At 68.8% G+C, this 21,255-nt stretch carries 21 protein-coding genes and 1 riboswitch; of the genes, 10 read left to right on the top strand and 11 right to left on the bottom strand.

What is annotated here, in order from left to right; genetic code table 11:
- Positions 1-10 precede the first annotated feature (10 nt).
- The 3 genes from cydB to hisC form a co-directional block, all read right to left on the bottom strand.
- The gene (gene cydB / locus ACIQMX_RS20135) at positions 11-1,012 is read right to left on the bottom strand and encodes a cytochrome d ubiquinol oxidase subunit II (protein WP_402479826.1); all 1,002 of its coding nucleotides are present in this window, start codon (positions 1,010-1,012) and stop codon (positions 11-13) included.
- Between the two features lie 19 nt (positions 1,013-1,031).
- Positions 1,032-2,540: a cytochrome ubiquinol oxidase subunit I gene (locus tag ACIQMX_RS20130; protein WP_402479823.1), complete on the bottom strand. Its 1,509-nt coding sequence runs from the start codon at positions 2,538-2,540 to the stop codon at positions 1,032-1,034.
- Between the two features lie 271 nt (positions 2,541-2,811).
- Positions 2,812-3,891 carry a histidinol-phosphate transaminase gene (gene hisC / locus ACIQMX_RS20125; protein ID WP_363066885.1) on the bottom strand — a complete coding sequence of 360 codons (1,080 nt, stop codon included), beginning with the start codon at positions 3,889-3,891 and terminating at the stop codon, positions 2,812-2,814.
- 370 nt (positions 3,892-4,261) lie between these two features.
- On the opposite strand from hisC, the gene ACIQMX_RS20120 reads away from it, so the two are divergent.
- The 3 genes from ACIQMX_RS20120 to ACIQMX_RS20110 all read left to right on the top strand — a co-directional run bounded on the left by ACIQMX_RS20120 (position 4,262) and on the right by ACIQMX_RS20110 (position 7,610).
- Positions 4,262-5,374, top strand: a complete 1,113-nt coding sequence (locus ACIQMX_RS20120; protein WP_266780437.1) for a LacI family DNA-binding transcriptional regulator — start codon at positions 4,262-4,264, stop codon at positions 5,372-5,374.
- Between the two features lie 173 nt (positions 5,375-5,547).
- Entirely contained in the window at positions 5,548-6,606 is a 1,059-nt protein-coding gene (locus tag ACIQMX_RS20115; RefSeq protein ID WP_363066886.1) for a metallophosphoesterase, read from the top strand.
- A 182-nt stretch (positions 6,607-6,788) separates the two neighbouring features.
- Positions 6,789-7,610 carry a hypothetical protein gene (locus ACIQMX_RS20110; protein ID WP_363066887.1) on the top strand — a complete coding sequence of 274 codons (822 nt, stop codon included), beginning with the start codon at positions 6,789-6,791 and terminating at the stop codon, positions 7,608-7,610.
- A 51-nt stretch (positions 7,611-7,661) separates the two neighbouring features.
- On the opposite strand, the gene ACIQMX_RS20105 is transcribed toward ACIQMX_RS20110, so the two are convergent.
- A complete protein-coding gene (locus ACIQMX_RS20105; RefSeq protein ID WP_402479818.1) occupies positions 7,662-9,353 on the bottom strand; it encodes a DUF885 domain-containing protein in 1,692 nt (563 codons plus the stop codon).
- A 97-nt stretch (positions 9,354-9,450) separates the two neighbouring features.
- Complete coding sequence (thiC, locus tag ACIQMX_RS20100; protein WP_363066889.1) at positions 9,451-11,250, bottom strand: phosphomethylpyrimidine synthase ThiC; 1,800 nt, start codon at positions 11,248-11,250, stop codon at positions 9,451-9,453.
- Positions 11,243-11,376: riboswitch (TPP riboswitch) on the bottom strand. It overlaps the preceding gene by 8 nt.
- A gap of 70 nt (positions 11,377-11,446) precedes the next feature.
- On the opposite strand from thiC, the gene ACIQMX_RS20095 reads away from it, so the two are divergent.
- The gene (locus ACIQMX_RS20095) at positions 11,447-12,784 is read left to right on the top strand and encodes a YibE/F family protein (protein ID WP_402479815.1); all 1,338 of its coding nucleotides are present in this window, start codon (positions 11,447-11,449) and stop codon (positions 12,782-12,784) included.
- 79 nt (positions 12,785-12,863) lie between these two features.
- Here the strand turns inward: ACIQMX_RS20095 and ACIQMX_RS20090 are convergent, their stop codons facing one another.
- From ACIQMX_RS20090 to ACIQMX_RS20075, 4 genes are all read right to left on the bottom strand, one after another.
- Complete coding sequence (locus ACIQMX_RS20090) at positions 12,864-13,301, bottom strand: SsgA family sporulation/cell division regulator (RefSeq protein WP_359535634.1); 438 nt, start codon at positions 13,299-13,301, stop codon at positions 12,864-12,866.
- A gap of 101 nt (positions 13,302-13,402) precedes the next feature.
- The gene (locus ACIQMX_RS20085; protein ID WP_363066891.1) at positions 13,403-14,173 is read right to left on the bottom strand and encodes a helix-turn-helix domain-containing protein; all 771 of its coding nucleotides are present in this window, start codon (positions 14,171-14,173) and stop codon (positions 13,403-13,405) included.
- Positions 14,174-14,414: 241 nt separating this feature from the next.
- On the bottom strand, positions 14,415-14,627 hold the full coding sequence (locus ACIQMX_RS20080) for a DUF5326 family protein (RefSeq protein ID WP_363066892.1): 213 nt from the start codon (positions 14,625-14,627) through the stop codon (positions 14,415-14,417).
- A 163-nt stretch (positions 14,628-14,790) separates the two neighbouring features.
- A complete protein-coding gene (locus ACIQMX_RS20075; RefSeq protein ID WP_311311360.1) occupies positions 14,791-15,108 on the bottom strand; it encodes a cupin domain-containing protein in 318 nt (105 codons plus the stop codon).
- A gap of 68 nt (positions 15,109-15,176) precedes the next feature.
- Between ACIQMX_RS20075 and ACIQMX_RS20070 the strand changes: the two genes are divergently transcribed.
- The 6 genes from ACIQMX_RS20070 (at position 15,177) to ACIQMX_RS20045 (ending at position 20,040) form a co-directional block, all read left to right on the top strand.
- Positions 15,177-15,554 (top strand): phage holin family protein, encoded by a 378-nt coding sequence (locus tag ACIQMX_RS20070; protein ID WP_363066893.1) that lies wholly within the window; start codon positions 15,177-15,179, stop codon positions 15,552-15,554.
- A gap of 68 nt (positions 15,555-15,622) precedes the next feature.
- Positions 15,623-16,753 carry a cystathionine gamma-lyase gene (locus tag ACIQMX_RS20065; protein ID WP_402479810.1) on the top strand — a complete coding sequence of 377 codons (1,131 nt, stop codon included), beginning with the start codon at positions 15,623-15,625 and terminating at the stop codon, positions 16,751-16,753.
- Positions 16,754-16,958: 205 nt separating this feature from the next.
- Entirely contained in the window at positions 16,959-17,855 is an 897-nt protein-coding gene (locus ACIQMX_RS20060) for a LysR family transcriptional regulator (RefSeq protein ID WP_402479807.1), read from the top strand.
- 64 nt (positions 17,856-17,919) lie between these two features.
- Complete coding sequence (locus ACIQMX_RS20055; protein WP_363066896.1) at positions 17,920-18,399, top strand: NUDIX hydrolase; 480 nt, start codon at positions 17,920-17,922, stop codon at positions 18,397-18,399.
- A gap of 199 nt (positions 18,400-18,598) precedes the next feature.
- The gene (locus ACIQMX_RS20050; RefSeq protein ID WP_402479804.1) at positions 18,599-19,126 is read left to right on the top strand and encodes a DUF2269 domain-containing protein; all 528 of its coding nucleotides are present in this window, start codon (positions 18,599-18,601) and stop codon (positions 19,124-19,126) included.
- A gap of 5 nt (positions 19,127-19,131) precedes the next feature.
- Positions 19,132-20,040: a GNAT family N-acetyltransferase gene (locus ACIQMX_RS20045; RefSeq protein ID WP_402479801.1), complete on the top strand. Its 909-nt coding sequence runs from the start codon at positions 19,132-19,134 to the stop codon at positions 20,038-20,040.
- A 54-nt stretch (positions 20,041-20,094) separates the two neighbouring features.
- Here ACIQMX_RS20045 and ACIQMX_RS20040 read toward each other — a convergent pair whose 3' ends face one another.
- Together ACIQMX_RS20040 and ACIQMX_RS20035 are read right to left on the bottom strand one after the other, a co-directional pair.
- Complete coding sequence (locus ACIQMX_RS20040) at positions 20,095-20,721, bottom strand: hypothetical protein (RefSeq protein WP_402479798.1); 627 nt, start codon at positions 20,719-20,721, stop codon at positions 20,095-20,097.
- Between the two features lie 71 nt (positions 20,722-20,792).
- The gene (locus tag ACIQMX_RS20035; protein ID WP_363066900.1) at positions 20,793-21,218 is read right to left on the bottom strand and encodes a heme-binding protein; all 426 of its coding nucleotides are present in this window, start codon (positions 21,216-21,218) and stop codon (positions 20,793-20,795) included.
- Positions 21,219-21,255: the final 37 nt, after the last annotated feature.

The raw sequence follows: 21,255 nt of genomic DNA, 5'->3' as shown, positions 1-21,255 counted from the left end.
CTCACTGCGTTCAGTGCGCGTCGGCGATGTGCTGCGTACCGATCCGCTTGCGGAACACCCAGTACGTCCAGCCCTGGTAGAGCAGCACGACAGGGGTGGCGATCCCCGCACACCAGGTCATGATCTTCAGCGTGTACGGACTGGACGAGGCGTTGGTGACCGTGAGGCTCCAGGCGTCGTTCAGCGAGGACGGCATGACGTTCGGGAAGAGCGTCAGGAACAGCATGGTGACCGTGGCCGCGATGGTCACCCCGGAGAAGGCGAAGGACCAGCCCTCGCGCCCGGCCGCGATGGCGCCGATCGCGGCGACCAGGGCCACCACGGCGACGAGCATCGCGATCAGGCTCCAGCCGTCCCCGTTGTCGGCCTGGGTCCAGATCAGGAACCCGAGCGCGAGAACGGCGGTGGCCGCCCCCAGCTTCAGCGCCAGCCTGCGCGCCCGGGCGCGGATGTCGCCGACCGTCTTGAGTCCGGCGAACACGGCTCCGTGGAAGGTGAAGAGGAAGAGGGTGACCAGTCCGCCGAGGATCGCGTACGGGTTGAGCAGATCCCAGAAGTTGCCCACGTACTCCATGTCCGCGTCGATCTTCACGCCGCGCACGATGTTCCCGAAGGCGACGCCCCAGAGCAGGGCCGGGATCAGCGAGGTCCAGAAGATCGCCTGCTCCCAGTTGGTCTGCCACTTCGCCTCGGGCCGCTTCGCCCGGTACTCGAAGGCGACTCCCCGCACGATCAGGCAGAGCAGGATGATCAGCAGCGGCAGGTAGAAGCCGGAGAACAGCGTGGCGTACCACTCGGGAAACGCGGCGAAGGTCGCTCCGCCCGCGCTGAGCAGCCAGACCTCGTTGCCGTCCCAGACGGGCCCGATCGTGTTGATCAGGACCCGCCGTTCCTTACGGTCCCGCGCCAGCAGCTTGGTCAGGACACCGATCCCGAAGTCGAATCCCTCCAGAAAGAAGTAGCCGGTCCAGAGAACGGCGATGAGCACGAACCAGACGTCGTGGAGTTCCATCTCTCGGCTCCCTGCGGGCTCAGTAGGAGAAGGCCATGGGCCGGTCGGCGTCGTCGTGGTCGCCGCCGATCCTGGTGGGCGGGTTGAGGTCGTCGTCCGTCAGCTCCGGCGGTCCGGCCTTGATGTACTTCACGAGCAGCTTCACCTCGATCACGGCGAGGATCGCGTAGAGCACCGTGAACAGGGTCATCGAGGCGATCACCTCGCCCTGCGAAACCCCGGGGGAGACCGCGTCACGGGTCTGCAGGACGCCGTAGACGACCCAGGGCTGACGCCCCATCTCGGTGAAGATCCAGCCCCAGGAGTTGGCGATCAGCGGGAAGAGCAGGGTCCAGAGCGCGACGATCCAGTAGCACTTGGCGAGCTTCGGGCTGAGCGCCTTGTTCCTGAACAGGACCAGATGCGGCACCTCGTCCTCACCGGTGCGCATACCCGGCGGCAGCATGAACTTCTTCCGGGTCAGCCACAGGCCGAGGATTCCGAGACCGAAGGACGCCATGCCGAAGCCGATCATCCACCGGAAGCTCCAGAAGGCGACGGGGATGTTGGGCCGGTAGTCGCCGGGCCCGAACCTCTCCTGCTCGGCCTTGTTGATGTCGTTGATGCCGGGGACGTACGAGTTGAAGTCGTCGTCGGCGAGGAAGGACAGTATCCCGGGGATCGAGATCTCGACGGAGTTGTGGCCCTTGCTGACGTCTCCGTACGCGAAGATCGAGAAGGGCGCGGAGTTCTGCCCGTCCCACAGCGCCTCGGCCGCCGCCATCTTCATCGGCTGCTGCTTGAACATCACCTTGCCGAGCTGGTCTCCGCTGACGGCGGTGAGCAGCCCCGAGATCACGATGGTGATCAGCCCCAGCCGCAGCGAGGTCCGCATCACCGGGATGTGCTTCTTGCGGGCCAGGTGGAAGGCGGCGATGCCGACCATGAACGCGCCGCCGACCAGGAAGGCCGCCGTGATGGTGTGGAAGAACTGGGCGAGCGCGGTGTTCTGCGTGAGCACATGCCAGAAGTCGGTGAGCTCGGCGCGTCCGCGTTCCTTGTTGATGCGGTAGCCGACCGGGTGCTGCATCCAGGAGTTGGCCGCCAGGATGAAGTACGCCGAGAGGATGGTGCCGATCGAGACCATCCAGATGCAGGCGAGATGGATCTTCTTGGGCAGCTTGTCCCAGCCGAAGATCCACAGACCGATGAACGTGGACTCGAAGAAGAACGCGATGAGCGCCTCGAACGCGAGCGGGGCGCCGAAGACGTCGCCGACGAACCGTGAGTAGTCGGACCAGTTCATTCCGAACTGGAACTCCTGGACGATGCCCGTGACGACACCCATCGCGATGTTGATCAGGAAGAGCTTGCCCCAGAACTTGGTGGCCCTGAGGTACTTCTCCTTGTTGGTCCGCACCCAGGCGGTCTGCAGGCCGGCGGTGAGCGCGGCGAGAGAGATCGTCAGAGGAACGAACAGGAAGTGGTAGACGGTCGTCGTTCCGAACTGCCATCGCGCCAGGGTCTCCGGCGCCAGAGCCAGCTCCACGTCGTCTTCTCCTTACGTCGCCACCGATACACCGGCAGTTTGTCCTTCTTGTCCTACCGATCACGGGAGGAACCAGGACACGCTTGTGAACGCGTTCACATTCACAAGCAATTATGGCGCACAGGTATTCGGGAGATGCGGCCGGGGTACCCCTCCGGGACGTAGCGATCATTCCCGTCGAAGCAGACACCCCGGCCCCGAGGCCGCCCAAGCAAACGGCCCCGTGCCTCGCGGACGAGGTACGGGGCCGGCCGGCCGGAGTGCGGCGGCGCTACAGCTCCTTGCGGTACGACTCCGTGACCTTCAGGAACAGGTCGTTCGCCTCGTCCTCGCCGATGGAGACCCGCACGCCCTCGCCCGCGAACGGCCTGACCACCACACCGGCCTTCTCGCAGACCGCGGCGAAGTCGGAGGTACGGTCCCCGAGGCGCAGCCAGACGAAGTTCGCCTGGGACTCGGGCACCGTCCACCCCTGCCGCGCCAGCGCCTCCTGCACCCGCTGCCGCTCGCACACCAAGGAACCCACCCGGCCCAGGAGTTCGTCCTCGGCGCGGAGCGAGGCCACCGCCGCGTCCTGGGCGAGCTGGCTGACGCCGAAGGGCACCGCCGTCTTGCGCAGCGCGGCCGCGACCGGCTCATGGGCCACGGCGAAGCCGATCCGCAGCCCGGCCAGGCCGTAGGCCTTGGAGAACGTCCGCAGCACCGCCACATTGGGCCGGTCGCGGTAGATCTCGATGCCGTCGGGAACCTCGGGGTCGCGGATGAACTCCTTGTACGCCTCGTCGAGCACCACGAGCACATCGCCCGGCACCCGGTCCAGGAACCGCTCCAGTTCCGCCCGGCGCACCACGGTGCCGGTCGGGTTGTTCGGGTTGCAGACGAAGATCATCCGGGTCCGGTCGGTGATCGCGTCCGCCATCGCGTCCAGATCGTGCACCTCACCGTCGGTGAGCGGCACCTTCACCGACGTGGCACCGCTGACCTGGGTGATGATCGGGTACGCCTCGAAGGAACGCCAGGCGTAGATGACCTCGTCGCCCGGACCCGACGTGGCCTGCAGCAGCTGCTGGGCCACTCCGACCGAACCCGTTCCCGTGGCCAGATGCGAGAGCGGCACACCGAAACGGTCGGCCAGCTCGTTCATCAGAGCGGTGCAGGCCAGGTCCGGGTACCGGTTGAAGTTCGCGGCAGCGGCCAGCGCGGACTCCATCACCCCCGGAAGCGGCGGATACGGGTTCTCGTTCGAGGACAACTTGAACGCGACCGGTCCGTCCGCCGCGGCCGGCTTGCCCGGCACATATGCGGGAACGCCGTCCAGTTCGGCACGCAGCTTGGGGCTCGTCTCGCTCACCGCAGGTCCTCCTCGACCGTCCGTACACATCAATACTGCACACCTTATGAGGATTGGACGCCGGTGCGAATGGCAGGCCGCGGATTCGCCGGATGAGCCCCGGAATGAGGGGGAGCGCTCCACGCCATGGCGCGCGCCGGTGGCTCACTCCGTGGCGCGCGTCCCCCGAAGAGGTGAGTTGAGACCTCTTCGAGACATCCACCTATCAGCAGGCCCATCCGGCCCGGCGCGTGACACATGACGGCCCGACCCCGTAACACCCTTCATTGCCAAGGTGATTGGCCATTGATGACCATGCAGAAACGTGCCTGTCAACGAGTGCATATGCGACCGGGCCAAGTGCCCGTCCGAGCCCTACTATCGGCTCGCCATGACAGCAGCAGGGAAGCACCAGGTGAGCCGGACGGAGACCCCCCGGCGCGGCGGCCGGCAGGGACGAGCAGGAATCCGGGACGTGGCCGCCGCCGCCGGGGTCTCCATCACGACCGTCTCCGACGCGCTCAACGGCAAGGGCAGGCTCCCGGACGCCACCCGCCGCCATGTCCGCGAGGTCGCCGAGCGCCTGGGCTACCGCCCGTCCGCCGCGGCCCGAACCCTCCGTACCGGAAAGTCCGGCCTCATCGGCCTGACCGTGACGACCTACGGGGATGAACCTTTCACCTTCACCGAATTCGCGTACTTCGCCGAGATGGCCCGAGCCGCCACCTCCGCCGCGCTCGCCCGCGGCTACGCCCTCGTCATCCTCCCCGCCACCTCACGCCACGACGTCTGGTCGAATGTCGCGCTCGACGGCACCGTCGTCATCGACCCCTCCGACCAGGACCCGGTCGTCACCGAACTCGTACGCCAGGGCCTGCCCGTCGTCTCCGACGGCCGTCCGGCCGGGACCCTTCCGGTCACCGCCTGGGTGGACAACGACCACCGCGCCGCCGTCCTCGACCTCCTCGACCACCTGGCCGCCGCCGGGGCGCGCCGCATCGGGCTGCTCACCGGCACAACCACCGACACGTACACCCGGCTCTCGACCACCGCGTACCTCCACTGGTGCGAGCGCGTCGGCCAGGACCCGGTGTACGAGTCGTACCCCGCCCACGACCCGTGTGCGGGCGCGGTGGCAGCCGACCGCCTGCTGGCCCGCCCGGACCGCCCTGACGCCGTGTACGGGCTCTTCGACCCCAACGGCACCGATCTGCTGGCGGCCGCCCGCCGCTACGGCCTGCGCGTCCCGGAGGATCTGCTGCTGGTCTGCTGCAGCGAGTCCACCGTGTACGCGACGACCGAGCCGCCCATCACGACGCTCTCGCTCAAACCGCGCCGCATCGGCACCGCGGTCGTCCAGCTGCTCATCGACGCCATCGAAGGCGTCGACCAGGACGGACCGGTGGAGCAGGTCATACCGACGGAACTCATCGTCCGGACCTCCTCGCAACGCCGTCCACCACGCACCACGGTCAGTCCGCCGCGTTCCCCGGCAGGGGATTGATCAGGCGAATTGGGACCAATCGACCGACGAACCTGGCGTGCGCGCGGATTCACCACCCCTGGTGCGTCACAGAGCACGATCCTCATTCCTATGATGGGCGCACGACACCGCGGACCACCCCGACCAGCAGGGCCCGTCAGGTGTACGGCGGCGCGACGGTGGTGGAGGGGTCGATGACACAGGGGGCCGGTCAGGAACCCGTGGTGCGGACGGCGACGTTGCGCGACTTCCGCGTACCGCCCTATGCGCAGTCCCCTGCGCCGCCCGCCCCACCGCACCCGGGCAACGGATTCCCGGGGGACGAGCCGCCGGAGGGGTACACCCCGACCGCGCGCGACCTCCCCGTGATCAGCCGCGAGGACACCGTTCAGGTACGGCCCGTGCCCGAACCGCGGCCCGCACAGGAGTCGGGGCTCGGACCGCTGTACGTCGTCGGTGACGTCCACGGCTATCTCGACGAGCTCCTCGCCGCCCTCGCCGAGCAGGACCTCATCGACTCCGAGGGCAACTGGTCCGCTGGCAACGCGCGGCTCTGGTTCCTGGGCGACTTCACCGACCGGGGACCCGACGGAATCGGCGTCATCGACCTCGTGATGCGGCTCTCCGCCGAGGCCGCGGCCGCCGGCGGCTACTGCAAGGCCCTGATGGGCAACCACGAACTGCTGCTGATCGGCGCCAAGCGGTTCGGCGACACCCCCGTCAACTCCGGCGCCGGGACCGCCACCTTCCAGGCCGCCTGGCTGCTCAACGGCGGCCAGAAGGCGGACATGGAACGGCTCCAGGACGTCCACCTCCAGTGGATGTCCCGGCTCGACGCCGTCGTCGAGGAGGACGAGCACCTCCTGATGCACTCGGACACGACGGCGTACCTCGAATACGGCTCCACCATCGAGGACGTCAACGACACGGTGCACGCCATTCTCAGGCGTAACGACGCCGACGAGTGCTGGGACCTCTTCCGCAAGCTGACCAAGCGGTTCGCCTTCCGTGACGAATCGGGTCCGCAGGCCGTGCAGGAGCTGATGGCGGCCTACGGCGGCCGGCGCGTCGTCCATGGTCACAGCCCCATTCCCTACCTTCTCGGCGAGGTCGGATCCGAGGACGGTGAGGACAGGTCGGGACCGCTGGTGGACGGTCCGCACGTGTACGCGGAAGGGCTCGCCATCGCCATGGACGGCGGAGTGACCATGGCCGGAAAGCTACTGGTCGTTCAGCTCCCGCTGCATGACTGACGTTCTTCGGGGAAGACGCATCCCGACCTGAACACGCGGACCACTGGGCCTATTTCCGGAAACCCCCTGTCACCCCGTGCCGTGGGCGCTCTACCATCGGCGTATCAGTAGCAGGCTCTCCTCCGTTTCCGCCCGACTGCCCGGTTTCTCGCGGGCACACAGGCCCTACGGAGCATCGGGGGATGCACATGAACAGCGCTCCGCACCTGCTGACCGAGGACCGGCCCGAGTACGAGCGGATCCTCGACGACGCACTGCGTCACGCCCATGAACGACCGGATCTGGCCGCAGTCGGCGAACGGCTCAATCCGGTGCAGCTGCGCACGATGGCCATGGCCGCCACCGCGCTGATCACCGCCGCGGCAGCCACCGAGTACGAGCACTACGTGAAGGCCCGCGAGGAGATCCGCGCCGCCGCCGGGCCGGACGAGGACGGCGATCCTGGCACCGGCGCGCACGGCGCCCGGCAGTCGGGCGCCGGCGTGGGAGTCGTCATCACCGTCCTCGCACCGGTGCTGGCCGGCACCGCCGCGGTGATCTTCCTGCTCATCGGCTACATCCTGAAGGCGCTCGACCCGCCTCCGTCGTTCGCGCGCACGATGGTCGGCGCGGGCTGGTTCTTCGCGGCGGCGACGGCCGCCGCGATCCTCGTCGCCGCCGTCGGCCTGCTCGTCACCGCTCTGCGCAACGGCTCGACGTCCGTGGCCGCCGAGGAGCACGGCGAGGAGCTGCCGGAGGACGTGGCCCGTGCCAGAGAGGCCTGGCGCCATGCTCTGCTGGAGCGCGGCATACTGCCGTTCCTGCGGGACGCCCTCGCCGATCCCGGTGCCGCCCCGGCCGCGCGCATTCCGCACCGCTCGCCCAACCGCATCCCGAAGATCGGCTACAGCAGGCCGGACTTCACCAGCCCGGACGACGGCCCGGCTGCCGCGCCCCGCCCCACCTTCACGAGTCCGGACTTCACCAGCCCGGACTTCGGCGGGCCCGAGCACGAGCTGGAATGACCGCGGCCGGCGCGCGGACCTCCGGAGGTCCGGCCGCGATCGATTCCCCCGCTACAACGCCGCCAGGCTGCCGACCAGGTCATCGAGCCCCAACGATCCCTGGGACAGTGCCTTCATGTGCCAGGCCTTGAGGTCGAAGGCCGCACCATGGCGCCGCTTCGCCTCCGCTCGGCCCCGGAGCCAGGCGCGTTCGCCGAGCTTGTAACCGATGGCCTGGCCGGGCCAGCCGAGATAGCGGTCGATCTCCGCGTCACGGCGGGCAGCCGGGCTGCCGTTGTAGGCGGCCATGAACTCGGCGGCGAGGGCACCCGTCCAGCGCTCGCCCGGATGGAAGCCCGAGTCGGCGGGAACGGCGAGTCCGAGGTGCATGCCGATGTCGACGATGACCCGGATGGTGCGCAGCATCTGCCCGTCCAGGAAGCCGAGCCGGCGCGCGGGGTCGGAGAAGCAGCCCAGATCGTCCATGAAGCGTTCGGCATACAGCGCCCAGCCTTCGATGTTGGCGCTGACCACGCCCTCGGTGACCTGGTAGCGACTGAGGCGGTCGGCGACCGTGACCCACTGCGCGAACTGGAGATGGTGCCCGGGGACGCCCTCGTGGTACCAGATGCTGACGAGTTGCCAGGTCGGGTAGGTACCCCGCTCCAGGACGGGCAGGTAGGTGCGTCCCGGGCGGCTGAAGTCGAGGCTCGGGCCCTGGTAGTAGGGTCCGGAGGCGCTGCCGGCCGGAGCGATGCGGGACTCGACCTTGCGGAGCGGGCCGGAGAGGTCGAAGTGGCTGCCGTCGAGCGTGCTGATCGCCTCGTCCATCAGCTGTTGCAGCCAGTCGCGGGCAGCCTCCTCGCCCTTGACCGCGTGGCCGTGCTCCTCCAGATGGCGCATGGCCTCCAGGAGGCCCGCGCCGGGCAGCACGCGCTCGGCTTCGACGCGCATCTCGGCGAGCGTCCGGTGGAACTCGTCCCACGCCCAGCTGTAGGCCTCGTCCAGATCGAGTTCGGCGCCGGTGTTGTGCCGGGCGGCCCGCAGATAGCGCTCCCGGCCCACCGCGTCCGGAGTGCCCGCCGCAGCGGGGAGGTAGGTGTCGCGCAGCCACGCCCGGAACTCGGAGACGGCGCGGGTGGCCCGGAGGGCGGCATCGTCGAGCTCGGGACGCATCCGCTCGGTGCCGTCCGCGACGAAGCCGGCGAACCAGCCCGCGCCGCTGCCCGCGCCCTGTCCGGCGGACTCCCCGGTCCAGTCGGCCAGCTGGCCGATCACCCCGGCTGCCTGCCGGGGAGCGGCGAGCAGACCGCGGGATATGCCCTCGGTGAGGGTGCGCCGGTAGCCGTTCAGCGCCCCGGGGAGGTTGCGCAGCCGGCCGGCCACTGCCGCCCAGTCCTCGTCGGTGGCCGTGGGCATGAGGGTGAAGATCGATCGCACCTGCTCGACGTGCGCGCCCACCGTGCGCAGCTGTCGGTAGTTCTCGCCGGTGTCGTGCATCGCGAGTTCGGCGGTCAGGCGTTCGCGCAGCAGCCGGGCGCACGCCTGCTCGTCGGGGTCGCCCGGCACAGGAGCGGCATCGAGCGCGGTGAGACTGCGTCGTGCCAGCTCGGCGTGGGCCTCGAAGCCGTCCGGCGACAGGTCCGGCTGCCGGTCGTCGCCCGGGTTCAGGCCCAGCCATGCGGAGGTCATCGGATCATGCGCCGCCACCTGGTCGAGGTGGCTGTCGGCAATGCTGCGGGGTGTGACCGATTCATGTGGCATGGACATATCTTGACGGACCGTCGGAGTGCACATCCAGGCCCCGCGTGCACTGTTGCGGACGGACCCTCGGCCCGTCCGCAGCAGTGCTCGTCCGGCGTCAGTCCGTGAGCGGGAGGTACACCCGGTTGCCCCGGGCGGCGAACTCCTCGGACTTCACCGCCATACCGGCCAGCGCCTCCGCATCGAACTCGGTGGGGACGGCGGTGGCCCCGTCACCGTGCTCGTCACGGATCTTCTGGGAGATCTTCATCGAGCAGAACTTCGGTCCGCACATCGAGCAGAAATGCGCCGTCTTCGCCGGTTCGGCAGGCAGCGTCTCGTCGTGGAACTCCCGTGCCGTGTCCGGGTCGAGGGCCAGATTGAACTGATCCTCCCAACGGAACTCGAACCGGGCGTCCGACAGCGCGTCGTCCCATTCCTGCGCCCCCGGATGCCCCTTGGCGAGGTCTGCCGCATGGGCCGCGATCTTGTACGTGATGACGCCGGTCTTCACGTCGTCCCGGTTCGGCAGGCCGAGGTGCTCCTTGGGCGTCACGTAGCAGAGCATCGCCGTCCCCCACCAGGCGATCATCGCGGCGCCGATGCCCGAGGTGATGTGGTCGTACGCGGGGGCCACATCGGTGGTCAGCGGGCCGAGTGTGTAGAACGGCGCCTCCTCGCAGATCTCCTGCTGGAGGTCGATGTTCTCCTTGATCTTGTGCATCGGGACATGGCCCGGCCCCTCGATCATGGTCTGGACCCCGAACCGCTTGGCGATCGTGTTCAGTTCGCCGAGCGTACGCAACTCCGCGAACTGGGCCTCGTCGTTGGCGTCCGCGATCGACCCGGGGCGCAGCCCGTCGCCCAGCGAGTACGTCACGTCGTACGAGGCGAGGATCTCGCAGAGCTCCTCGAAGTTCTCGTAGAGGAACGACTCCTTGTGGTGCGCGAGGCACCACGCGGCCATGATCGAGCCGCCCCGGGAGACGATGCCGGTCTTGCGGCGGGCCGTCAGCGGCACGTACGGCAAGCGCACGCCGGCGTGCACCGTCATGTAGTCGACGCCCTGCTCGGCCTGCTCGATGACGGTGTCCTTGTAGACCTCCCAGGTCAGCTCCTCCGCCCTGCCGTCGACCTTCTCCAGGGCCTGGTAGAGCGGCACGGTTCCGATCGGCACGGGGGAGTTGCGAAGAACCCACTCACGGGTGGTGTGGATGTTGCGGCCGGTGGACAGATCCATGACGGTGTCGGCGCCCCACTTGGTCGCCCAGGTCATCTTGTCCACCTCCTCCTCGATGGAGGACGAGACCGCGGAGTTGCCGATGTTGGCGTTCACCTTCACCAGGAACCGCTTGCCGATGATCATCGGCTCGGTCTCCGGGTGGTTCACGTTCGCCGGCAGAACGGCCCGGCCGGCGGCGATCTCCTCGCGCACGACCTCCGGATCGACGTTCTCCCGGATCGCGACGTACTCCATCTCGGGCGTGACCTCGCCCCGGCGGGCGTACGCGAGCTGGGTGACGGGGCGGCCGTCCCGGCTGCGTCGCGGCTGGCGGGGGCGGCCGGGGAAGACCGCGTCCAGGTTGCGCAGCCCACCGCGCGGCGAGGTGTGCTTGAGCCCGTCGTCCTCGGGGCGTCCGGGACGTCCCGTGTACTCCTCGGTGTCGCCGCGGGCGATGATCCAGTTCTCCCGCAGAGGCGCCAGTCCGCGACGGACGTCGGTCTCGGTGGCGGGGTCGGTGTACGGCCCCGACGTGTCGTACAGCGTCACGTCGTTGCCGTTGGTGAGGTGCACCTGGCGGACCGGCACCCGAAGGTCCGGACGTGAGCCCTGGACGTAGCCCTTGTGCCAGCCGATGGACTTCCCGGCCTGGCCGTTCTGGTTCGAGGCAGGCGTGCGTGTGTCCGATGTGGTCATGAGACCTACTCCCTACGCCGGCATTACCCGGTAACAGGTTCGGCGGTCGGCGCAGCCTGTCCCGTACGGACGTACGGAGATCAGCGCCCTCTCAGCCCGGTGCTCCGAGCTCCCGCGTGTGCAAAGGTGCCACCACGCTAGCGCCCTTGCTGGCGAGCTGAACAGAGGGCCCTTCTCTTCTTGCGATGATCGGCCGGTGACGTCCCCCCATAACGACCCCGAACCGCAGGGCCATCAGCACGGGCACTCCCACAGCCACGGCCCCGCCGCACCCGTCTCCGGCCATCTGCGCAAGGTGATCGCCGCCGTACTGATCCCGTTCGCGGCCGCGGTCGTCGTCGGACTCGTTGTCCTCTGGCCCGGTGGTGCGCCGGCGCACGAGCGCACCGGTGTCGGCTTCGACCGGCAGACCCAGCAAGGAAAGGTGGTGAACATCGCCAAGGTCGACTGCAAGGACGTGAACGCCTCCCAGCTACCCGTCGGCGACGAGGCCGGTCCGCCCGCCGACGAGCGGACCGGGGACGACGGAGCCGGCCTCTGCGGGAAGGCCACCGTCGAGATCACGAGCGGTCAGGACAAGGGCCGGAAGTTCGTCGAGGTCGTCCAGCCCGGCGCACCCCGGCAACTGCGGGAGGGGCAGGGGGCGGTCGTGGCGTACGCCCCCGACGCTCCCCACGACCTCCAGTACTCCGTGACCGACGTGAACCGGAAGTTCCCGTTGATGCTGCTGGCCGGGATCTTCGCGCTGGTGGTGGTCGCCGTGGGCAGAATGCGTGGGGTGATGGCCCTGGTGGCGCTCGCGCTGTCCTTCGCCGTCCTGACCCTGTTCATCCTTCCGGCCATCCTGCAGGGATCGAACCCGCTGGTCGTGGCGGTCGTCGGGGCGAGCGCCATCATGCTGATCGCGCTCTACATCTGCCACGGGCTGACGGCCCGCACCTCGGTCGCCGTCATCGGCACCCTGATCTCACTGCTGCTGATCGGGCTGCTCGGCTCGCTCTTCATCGGCTGGGCGAGCCTGAGCGGTAACACCGACGACAACACCGGTCTCATCCACGGCCTGTATCCGCACATCGACATGAGCGGACTGCTGCTGGCCGGAGTCATCATCGGCTCCCTGGGGGTACTCGACGATGTGACGGTCACCCAGACCTCGGCGGTCTGGGAACTGCACCGGGCGGACCCGACGATGAGTGCGAGGAAGCTCTACCGGGCAGGGATCAGGATCGGACGCGATCACATCGCCTCGGTGGTCAACACCCTGGTCCTCGCCTATGCGGGCGCCGCACTTCCCTTGCTGCTGCTGTTCTCGATCGCGCAGAGCGGCGTGGGGACCGTGGCCAACAGCGAACTGGTGGCGGAGGAGATCGTGCGCACGCTGATCGGCTCGATCGGACTGGTCGCGTCGGTACCGGTGACCACCGCGCTCGCGGCCCTGGTCGTCTCCGCCGACCGCACCGAGCCCGCCACCGATTCCGGACCTTCCGCCCTCGTACGGAGCGGCAGGGGCCGCCGTCGTCGGGCGAGGTCCTGAGTGGCCGGACACGGAGAGTGATTCACCCGTTCGGCAGGTGTGCTGTTCGACCGGCATGCAGGCCAGGGGCACGGCTGCGTCAGCCGGCGTTCTGCTCCTCGGCCAGAATCCGCCCCAGCGCATCTTCCAGATTGCCCTCGAAGTCACCCAGCGTGCACTCCTGGCCGAGCGGTACGAGCTTGTCCGTCCGGTCCAGGAACGCCACGAGTGGTGCCGTACCGGCCCGGAAGAGCGCACGATCGGCCCCGACCTGGAGCCGGATGTGGACGTCGGACAGCCCTTCGGGCTCGGTCGGCCCGATGTGCACATCGCCGTCACCACTGGGGCTGTTGAGGCCGTCGAGCAGCAACTCGCGGCCGAAAGCCCAGGTGACGGGGGCGTCGCCGGGCAGATGGAAGGTCATCCGGATCGCGTACGGATCGCACACTTCGTACCGGAGCTCCACCGGGATACGGAAAGAGAGCTCCTCGGAGACGAGGAAGCTCATCATGACCTCAGCTTGAACCGACTCGCGCATCGTTCAACCCCGCAGTAGATGAATCTGGCCAGGAATGATCCCCCATGGCCCTATTGACGCCATCGTGGTGCACGCGATAGCAGATCACAAGGAGTGATTTTTCAGATACTGATAGAGAACACGAACGAACGCAAGAGGCTGGCCACTTCGCCACGTAGTCGTTCGACTGCGGGGAGCAACCGATCTTCCTGGTCGAGAGGGACCGAAATGGCCATCGCGGCGGCCGTGAACCCGGCCGCGATCGGGATGGCCGCGCAGACCGTTCCGAGCGCGTACTCCTGTCGTTCGACGACAGGTTCCGTACGCTCGATCGACCGCAGGCGCTCAAGGAATGCCGGCCGGTCGCGTACGGAGTAGCGCGTCAGCGGGCGCACCGGATGCCGGTCCAGGTGATCCTCGCGAGCCTGCTCGTCGAGCTGGCTCAGCAGACACTGACCGATCGCGTGGGCATGCCCCGTCTCACCGAAGGCCGCCCACTCCTCCACGGCGGGCACCGCCGGGGTGTCCGCGACGGCGACGAGTTCGATCTCGCCGTCGCGGTAGACGGCGCAGTACACCGGGGCGCCGATGATGTCCCGCCATCGCCCCAGGGACTGGGTCATTCTGCTGCGACGATTCTGCAGCGCCCCGTCGTCCACCAGCCGCTCAGCGGCGGCGCCGAAGAGGAAGACGCCGTTCTCCCGGCGCAGATATCCCTCGTGGGTCAGCGTGCGCAGCAGGTGGTAGGCGGTGGGAAGGGGAAGTCCCGCTTCCCGTGCGAGCTGTTTGGCCGGAGCACCGTCGCGATGGGTGCCCACAGCCTCCAGCAGCCTCAGCGCCCGCTGCACCGATCCGATCAGCGTCGGAACGGCGGTACTCGATGCCGTGGTCAACGGTCACCCCCAGGCATGGTGACGGGCGGTCAGCCCGCCTGTGGGGGCCTCCCCCACAGATCTGCCACAGGCCTGGGGTCCAGAAGGCCGGATGCCGTACAAACCACTGGTCAGGGTGGCGACTGACGGTGTTTTCCCAGGTAGCGGCAGCGGACTGCCACTGTATCGGGAGCATCCGGGCCGAGTGCCGTTTCGCCTTCCGCTTAGCTCAGCTGGGCTAATCGCCCGGCCGCTCGTGCGGTTACCAGTCGCCTCGCGAGGAGGAGGACGACATGAACTTCCGCACGACGAAGACGAGCCCACCGATCAGGATCACGAAGATCAGGACCTTGAACAGCAGACCGATCACGAAGCCGACGATGCTGGCGATCAGGCTGCCGAACACCACGATCGCGATGACGGGCACCGCGATCCACTTCACCCACCAGGGCATTCCCGCGAATATCTCCCGCACGGCCATCGTCCCTACCTCGTCTCTCTGAGTTCCTGCTTCGATGCTAGAGGCGTCAAGGGCGGCTGCGGGGGCTCCGAGCCCTTGAACTCCCCTGATCGATCCCCTAGGGATCCCCGAGACGCGGCCCTGCCCCGGGCGCCACGGCCCCGCCCCCGCGAGGGCGTCAGCCCTCGGGCGGCGAGAACACCACCATCACGCGCAGGTCCTCCGTGATGTGATGGAACTTGTGGGCGGTGCCGGCAGGTACATACACAACGCTTCCTCTGCCCACCTGCGTCGTTTCCATGCCCACGGTGATCGAAGCGCGCCCGCTGACGACGAAGTAGACCTCGTCCTGCTGGTGCGGCTGCTGCGGGTCGAGCTCACCGGCGTCCAGTGCGTACAGGCCGACGGACATGTTCCGTTCGCGGACGAACTGGAGATAGGCGCCGTCGTTGGCGGCCCGTTCCGCCTCCAGTTCGTCCAGTCTGAATGCCTTCATGGCCCGTCCGCCCCTTGCCTCTGTCCAGCCGGTGTCCGCCACCGATCATGTCTGCCACGATCAGACACATGAAGAATTTCGTAGTCAAGACGATCGCCAACGCGGGTGCGCTGGCCGTGGCCATCTGGCTGCTCGACGACATCACGCTCACGGGTGGCAGCACCGGTCGCAAGATACTGACCCTGATCGTGGTCGCGCTGATCTTCGGTCTGGTCAACTTCCTGGTGAAGCCGGTGGTGAAGCTGCTCACACTGCCGCTCTTCATCCTCACCCTGGGGCTGATCACCCTGGTGGTGAACGCCCTGATGCTGCTGCTGACCTCGTGGCTGGCCGATGTGCTGAATCTGAGTTTCCATGTCGACGGCTTCTGGACCGCCATCCTCGGCGGCCTGATCATTTCGATCGTGTCCTGGGCCCTGAACGTCGTCCTGCCCGACGAGGACTGACCAGAGCCTGCCTGAGACAGTGACGGCAGGACCGGTGACAGACCGGGGAGAGAAGCGAGGACACGTCAATGAACACGATGGGCGACGGAACCCGGGCGGTACGTGCGGGTCTGCCGGAACCGAAGCAGTACGAACCCACTCTCCCCGGTCCGGTCTTCGCCGCCCATTACCACCTGTCCGGCGAGCCGACCGGGCCGTACACCTACGGCCGTGACACCAACCCGACGTGGACCCATCTGGAGCGGGCCATCGGCGAGCTCGAGGCCCCGGGCGAGAACGTCGAGACCACGGTCTTCGCGTCCGGCATGGCGGCGATCTCGGCGGTCCTGCTGTCCCAGGTACGCGCCGGCGATGTCGTCGTGCTGCCCGACGACGGCTACCAGGCTCTTCCGCTGGTACGTGCGCAGCTGGAGGAGTACGGGGTCGAGGTGCGCACCGCCCCGACCGGGGGCGATGCCCAGCTGGCCGTACTGGATGGGGCACGGCTGCTGTGGATCGAGACCCCGTCGAACCCGGGGCTCGACGTCTGTGACGTGCGCCGGCTCGTCGAGGCTGCGCACGCGGGCGGCACGCTGGTGGCCGTCGACAACACCCTCGCCACCCCGCTCGGCCAGCGTCCGCTGGAGCTCGGCGCCGACTTCTCGGTGGCCAGCGACACCAAGGGCATGACCGGCCACGGCGACATCCTGCTCGGTCATGTGACCTGCCGGGACCCGGAGCTGGCAGCGGGGGTGCGGCGCTGGCGCAAGGTCGTGGGTGCGATCCCGGGGCCCATGGAGGCCTGGCTCGCGCACCGCTCCCTGGCCACACTGGAGCTGCGCATCGAGCGGCAGTGCGCGAACGCCCTCATGCTGGCCGAGACCCTTGCCAAGCACCCGGAGGTCAGCGGGCTGCGCTACCCCGGGCTGCCGGCCGACGCCTCGTATCCGAGGGCGGTGCGGCAGATGCGGCGCTTCGGCTCGGTCGTGTCGTTCGTACTCGCGGACCGCGGCACCGCCGAGCGGTTCCTGTCGGCACTGCGTCTCGCCGACGACGCCACGAGCTTCGGCGGCGTGCGGACCACCGCCGAACGCCGGGGCCGCTGGGGCGGCGACGCCGTACCGGAAGGCTTCATCCGCTTCTCCGTCGGAGCCGAGAACGCCGCGGACCTGGTAGCCGACGTGGAGCGCGCTCTGGCTGAGGCCGTTACGGGGAACTGAGGGCCCGCACCGGTGCGGTACGGACGGTCCGAGCCTCCCCCCTCGTGGCTCGGACCGTCCCGGTTCCCCGCCTTCTCCTCGCGAAGAACCGCCTCGACAAGGCTAGTTGACTCTGCGTCAGTGTCCAATCACAGTAGCGGCAGCGACCTATCGACATATTTATAGTTGCTGGAGTCCGACGGGCCGCACGTGAGAGGGAACGGACATGGACCTGGCCCTGCTGCGCACCTTCGTCACCGTGCATCGCGCGGGCTCGTTCACCCGCGCCGCCGCGCTCCTCGGCCTCTCCCAGCCCGCTGTCACCTCACAGATCCGCACCCTGGAGCGTCAGTTGGGCCGCCCGCTCTTCCTCCGGCGGGCCCGCGGCGTGACACCCACCACCATCGGCGACGAACTCGCGCACCGGGCAGCTCCCCATCTGGACGCACTGGTCGAGATCACCGAAACCGAACTCGACGAGGAGACGGGCGTACGGACGCTCCATCTGGCGGGTCCGCCGGAGTTCACGTCGCTGAGGGCCCTGCCGGCGCTCACCCCGCTCATCGCCCAGGGGCTGGCACTGCGCAGCTCGTTCTCCGCCGACACCGACGAGACGCTCGACGGTCTGGCTGCCGGCCACCACGACCTGGCCATCGTGACGGCCCGGCCGCGTGGCGGCCTGCTCACCGCGGCCCCGCTCTGCGACGAGGAACACGTCCTGGTCGCAGCACCCCGGTGGGCGGGGCGTCTGGGACCGGGAACGCTCCGGCGCAACGGCCCGGTGGTCCTGGAACAGCTGCCGGTGGTGGAGGTGCACGAGAGCCTGCCTCTCGTCTCGCGGTACTGGGCGTCGGTCTTCGACAGCCGGCCCGCGGCAGCAGGGGCCGTCATCACGCCTGATCTGCGGGCGGTCCTGGAATGCGCGGCGGCCGGGGCAGGGCTGGCCGTGCTGCCCCGGTATCTGTGCGAGGACGCGCTGGAGCGGGGCGAACTGGTGGCGCTCCTCGATCCACCGGTGCCTCCGCTGCGTACGTACTTCCTGGCCGCGCGGACCGGCACGCTCGCATTGCCGCATCTCGCACGGGCACACGAGTTACTGCTGCGTGCCGCCGCCGCCTGGTGACCCCCAGGACGGGCGGGAAGCCGCCCGGTGTTTCAGAACCGGTTCCGCGGGCCACTCTCTTGCCATGACCGAACGTCCTGTGGTCAAGCGCACCGCACGCGCCGTCCTGCTCGACGGCAACGACCTGATCCTCATCAAGCGCACCAAGCCCGGAGTGGATCCGTACTGGGTCACGCCCGGCGGCGGAGTCGAGCCCGAGGACGCGACCGTCGTCGATGCCCTGCACCGTGAACTGGACGAGGAACTCGGCGCCAAGATCACGGATGTAGTGCCCTGCTTCGTCGACACCGTGGAACACATCGAGGGCGGCGGTGTGAAGGGCGTCAAGGTCCAGCACTTCTTCGTCTGCCGCCTCGAATCCATGGATCTGTCCTTGCGCCACGGCCCCGAGATCGATGCCCCCTGCGGGGAGTACGACGTCGTCCGGGTGCCCTTCAGCCGGGTCGGAATCGCTGCCGTGCACCTCGTGCCGCTGTCGCTGAGGCACTACCTCGACGGCAACATCGAAGGTGTCCGGGCCATGCACGCACCCGACCTGGGCTGACCCTCGACGTGCCACGGGCGACGGGTCCGGGTCCGGCAGGAAGGCCGGCCGCCCCAGGGCCCGGATCCCCACGAGGGCCGACGGGCTCACCGGCCCTCGTGGGCGGCGGCTCCTGGCTCCCGTGTACGCCGAGGCCAGTACATGGGGATACTCCCCTCGTCAGATGACCTGGCGTTCCGCCCGCTGCACCGTGTTTCACGTGAAACCACTCAAGCGCCACACCCGCAGAGGCCTCCTGGTCGCCCATGTGTCGGTATCCGTCAGCTGGCTCGGTCTCACCGTCGGTCTGCTGGCACTCGGCATCACCGCCTTTTCGACCGGTGATCCCGACACCGCCCGGGCCGCCACCCGGGCCATGAAGATCTTCGGCGACTGGCTGGTCATCCCGGTCGCGCTGGCCACCCTGCTCAGCGGTCTGGTCCTGTCGCTCGGCACCCCCTGGGGACTGGCCCGACACCGCTGGGTCTGGACGAAGTTCTGGCTCACCCTGATGACGACGGGGCTGTCGGTCTTCTCCTTGCGCCCCGGCATCGACGAAGCCGCGGAACGGGCAGCTGTCGACATCAGCCTGGTCGTCGCTCCCTCGGTGGCCGCGGTGGCCTATCTGTTCATGACCGCGATCTCGGTGCTGAAGCCGTGGGGCCCGACCCGCCGCGGCCGACTGCTGCGCGTCTCGGCCAGATCCGTTAAAGCGGTGGACGAACGATCACCGCGTCCGACAGCCTGACCCCTATGTCCCGCTCACTGCCCCGCCCGCTCGCCGATCTGCCCCTCCGGCGTCTCACCCGGGACGATCTGGTTCCGTGCGCCGATCTCAGCGAGGACCGCGGCTGGCCCCGCGATGAGCACCGGTGGGGTCTGCTGCTGGCTGCGAGCACGGTCTACGGCATCGATGATCCGGAGAGCAAGGGCCTGATGGCGACGTGCGTGGCAACCACGTACGGCACCCGTACGACTGCCATCGGCATGCTGCTGGTCGCCGGACGCTACGCCCGGCAGGGGGTCGGGCGGTACGTGATGCGGCAGGTGATCGAGTCGACCGGGGGCGTCCCTCTCAGCCTCTACGCGACGGAGGCGGGCCGGCCGCTCTACGAAGCGCTCGGATTCCTTGCTGTGGGGCGGACCGAGCGGGTGAGCGGGCCCTTCCGGCCCGTCGCGGAGCCGGGCCGTCCCGGCATGACGGATGACCCGGGGACGGCCTCCGGCGCGGGCCCGACGGTTCGCCCCGCCTCAGCGGGAGATCTGCAGGCCCTGCTCCGCTTGGACGCGGACGCCTTCGGCCTCGACCGAACGCACCTCCTGGTCCGCCTCCCGGCCTTCGCCGACCATCTGCGGGTGGCCGAGGAGGACGGGAAGCTGGTCGGCTACGCCGCGCTGTGGCCCAGCTCGGAGAGCCATGTCATCGGTCCGCTGCTCGCCCGCGACACCGCCACGGCCAAGCTGCTCGTGACCTCACTGGCCGCGGCGACGGACCGGCCTCTGCGCGCGGACATCGATGCCCGCCACGAGGAACTGCTGGCCTGGTTCAGGGATTGCGGGCTGGAGCGCGGACCGGCGACCACGGTGATGAGTTACGGGCGCCCGGAGCGGCCGGGGGACTGGACGCGCTGCTTCGCGCCGCTGAGTCTGGCGACGGGCTGACACCCGGCACGACGAACCGAGCCTCCGCGTCACCGCTCCGGGCCGGAGTCCCGCTCAGTTGTCGAACCACACGGTGAGCCGGACGTTCTCGTCGCCGTGTACTGCGGCGAGGGCCTCCATCACGGACCAGACCGGTTTCCACTCGCCGTCCGTCGGCACTGCCTCGCGCCGGGTCATGCGCTCGACCCGGTAGAGGCGGTCACCGTCCCGCCACTCGGTGCCCTCCGGCCAGTCCGTCCGGCCGTAGTCGGCCGTGCCGGTCGGGGGATGGAGCGGGAGTCCTGCCGCTTTGGCGAAACGAGCACTCCAGGCCGCCTTGGAGACGAGCGCCCACGCACCGTCCACCATTTCGTACGCGTGGATCCGCCGGTCCGTGGTCTCACCGGGCTCGTCCCAGTCGACGCACTTCACTTCACTCCAGCCGATCCAACTGGAGCTGTGCGCGCCGGATCCCCAGTCATCGAAATCCGCGCGTGCGGCGTCCGAGACCCATTCGGGCAGCCCCCGCTCCGCTGCGAGTGGGGCGAAGCCTGCGTAGTTCCGCACGCCGAACAGGCAGCCGAACGCGTCGTAGTTCCGGCCCAGGTACAGCAGATCGAGATCGACCGCTGCCGACCAGGCGTCCTCCGGTTCCGCCCACCGCGATCGGCATTCGATGAACCCGTGGATGTCAGCTCCCATGTGCGGGAATTCTCCGGCCGGATGGGAGCTGACACCAGTCAATTACGGCTGCGCGCCGGGCAGATGGGAGGTCAGCGGAGGCCGGCGGCCGCAGTCGTCGCGAACCCGTGATCCTGCTCGGGAGCACCGCCGCCGACGCCGATCGCGCCGATCAGCCGGCCGTCGCGGTGGACGGGGACCCCACCGGCGATGAAGAGCAGCGGCCGGTCCAGTGCCGTCGGCAGGGTGTGGAAGAGGCCGCCCGGCTGCACCGCGTCGACGAGGTCGGCCGTGGGGGCATTGAGCTGCAGCGCTGTGTACGCCTTGCGGGTGCTGGTTTCTCCGGCGATGAGGACGGCCCGGTCGTCTCGGCGGAAGGCCAGCAGGTGACCGCCCGCGTCAAGGACCGTGACGGCTGCCGCGACTCCTGCGGTCTCGGCCGCGGAACGGGCCGCTTCGATCAGCGCCTCCGCGTCCTGCGTGGTCAGCGGGGCTACGGCGGCGGGGAGGGTGCTCATGGGGGATGGCTCCTTGATGTGGTGCGGTGGAATGGGT

The organism is Streptomyces sp. NPDC091416, from assembly GCF_044756845.1.
GTDB lineage: Bacteria > Actinomycetota > Actinomycetes > Streptomycetales > Streptomycetaceae > Streptomyces.
Note: the sequence above shows the minus strand (reverse complement) of the source record. Positions and strands in the feature narration are given on the sequence as shown.

Bases quoted from the DNA above. Each gene is read 5' to 3' on its own strand.
- cydB (WP_402479826.1), bottom strand. From the start codon at position 1,012: ATGGAACTCCACGACGTCTGGTTCGTGCTCATCGCCGTTCTCTGGACC.
- ACIQMX_RS20120 (WP_266780437.1), top strand. From the start codon at position 4,262: ATGACAGCAGCAGGGAAGCACCAGGTGAGCCGGACGGAGACCCCCCGG.
- ACIQMX_RS20115 (WP_363066886.1), top strand. From the start codon at position 5,548: ATGACACAGGGGGCCGGTCAGGAACCCGTGGTGCGGACGGCGACGTTG.
- ACIQMX_RS20110 (WP_363066887.1), top strand. From the start codon at position 6,789: ATGCACATGAACAGCGCTCCGCACCTGCTGACCGAGGACCGGCCCGAG.
- ACIQMX_RS20105 (WP_402479818.1), bottom strand. From the start codon at position 9,353: ATGCCACATGAATCGGTCACACCCCGCAGCATTGCCGACAGCCACCTC.
- thiC (WP_363066889.1), bottom strand. From the start codon at position 11,250: ATGACCACATCGGACACACGCACGCCTGCCTCGAACCAGAACGGCCAG.
- ACIQMX_RS20090 (WP_359535634.1), bottom strand. From the start codon at position 13,301: ATGCGCGAGTCGGTTCAAGCTGAGGTCATGATGAGCTTCCTCGTCTCC.
- ACIQMX_RS20075 (WP_311311360.1), bottom strand. From the start codon at position 15,108: ATGAAGGCATTCAGACTGGACGAACTGGAGGCGGAACGGGCCGCCAAC.
- ACIQMX_RS20070 (WP_363066893.1), top strand. From the start codon at position 15,177: ATGAAGAATTTCGTAGTCAAGACGATCGCCAACGCGGGTGCGCTGGCC.
- ACIQMX_RS20065 (WP_402479810.1), top strand. From the start codon at position 15,623: ATGAACACGATGGGCGACGGAACCCGGGCGGTACGTGCGGGTCTGCCG.
- ACIQMX_RS20060 (WP_402479807.1), top strand. From the start codon at position 16,959: ATGGACCTGGCCCTGCTGCGCACCTTCGTCACCGTGCATCGCGCGGGC.
- ACIQMX_RS20055 (WP_363066896.1), top strand. From the start codon at position 17,920: ATGACCGAACGTCCTGTGGTCAAGCGCACCGCACGCGCCGTCCTGCTC.
- ACIQMX_RS20045 (WP_402479801.1), top strand. From the start codon at position 19,132: ATGTCCCGCTCACTGCCCCGCCCGCTCGCCGATCTGCCCCTCCGGCGT.
- ACIQMX_RS20040 (WP_402479798.1), bottom strand. From the start codon at position 20,721: ATGGGAGCTGACATCCACGGGTTCATCGAATGCCGATCGCGGTGGGCG.
- ACIQMX_RS20035 (WP_363066900.1), bottom strand. From the start codon at position 21,218: ATGAGCACCCTCCCCGCCGCCGTAGCCCCGCTGACCACGCAGGACGCG.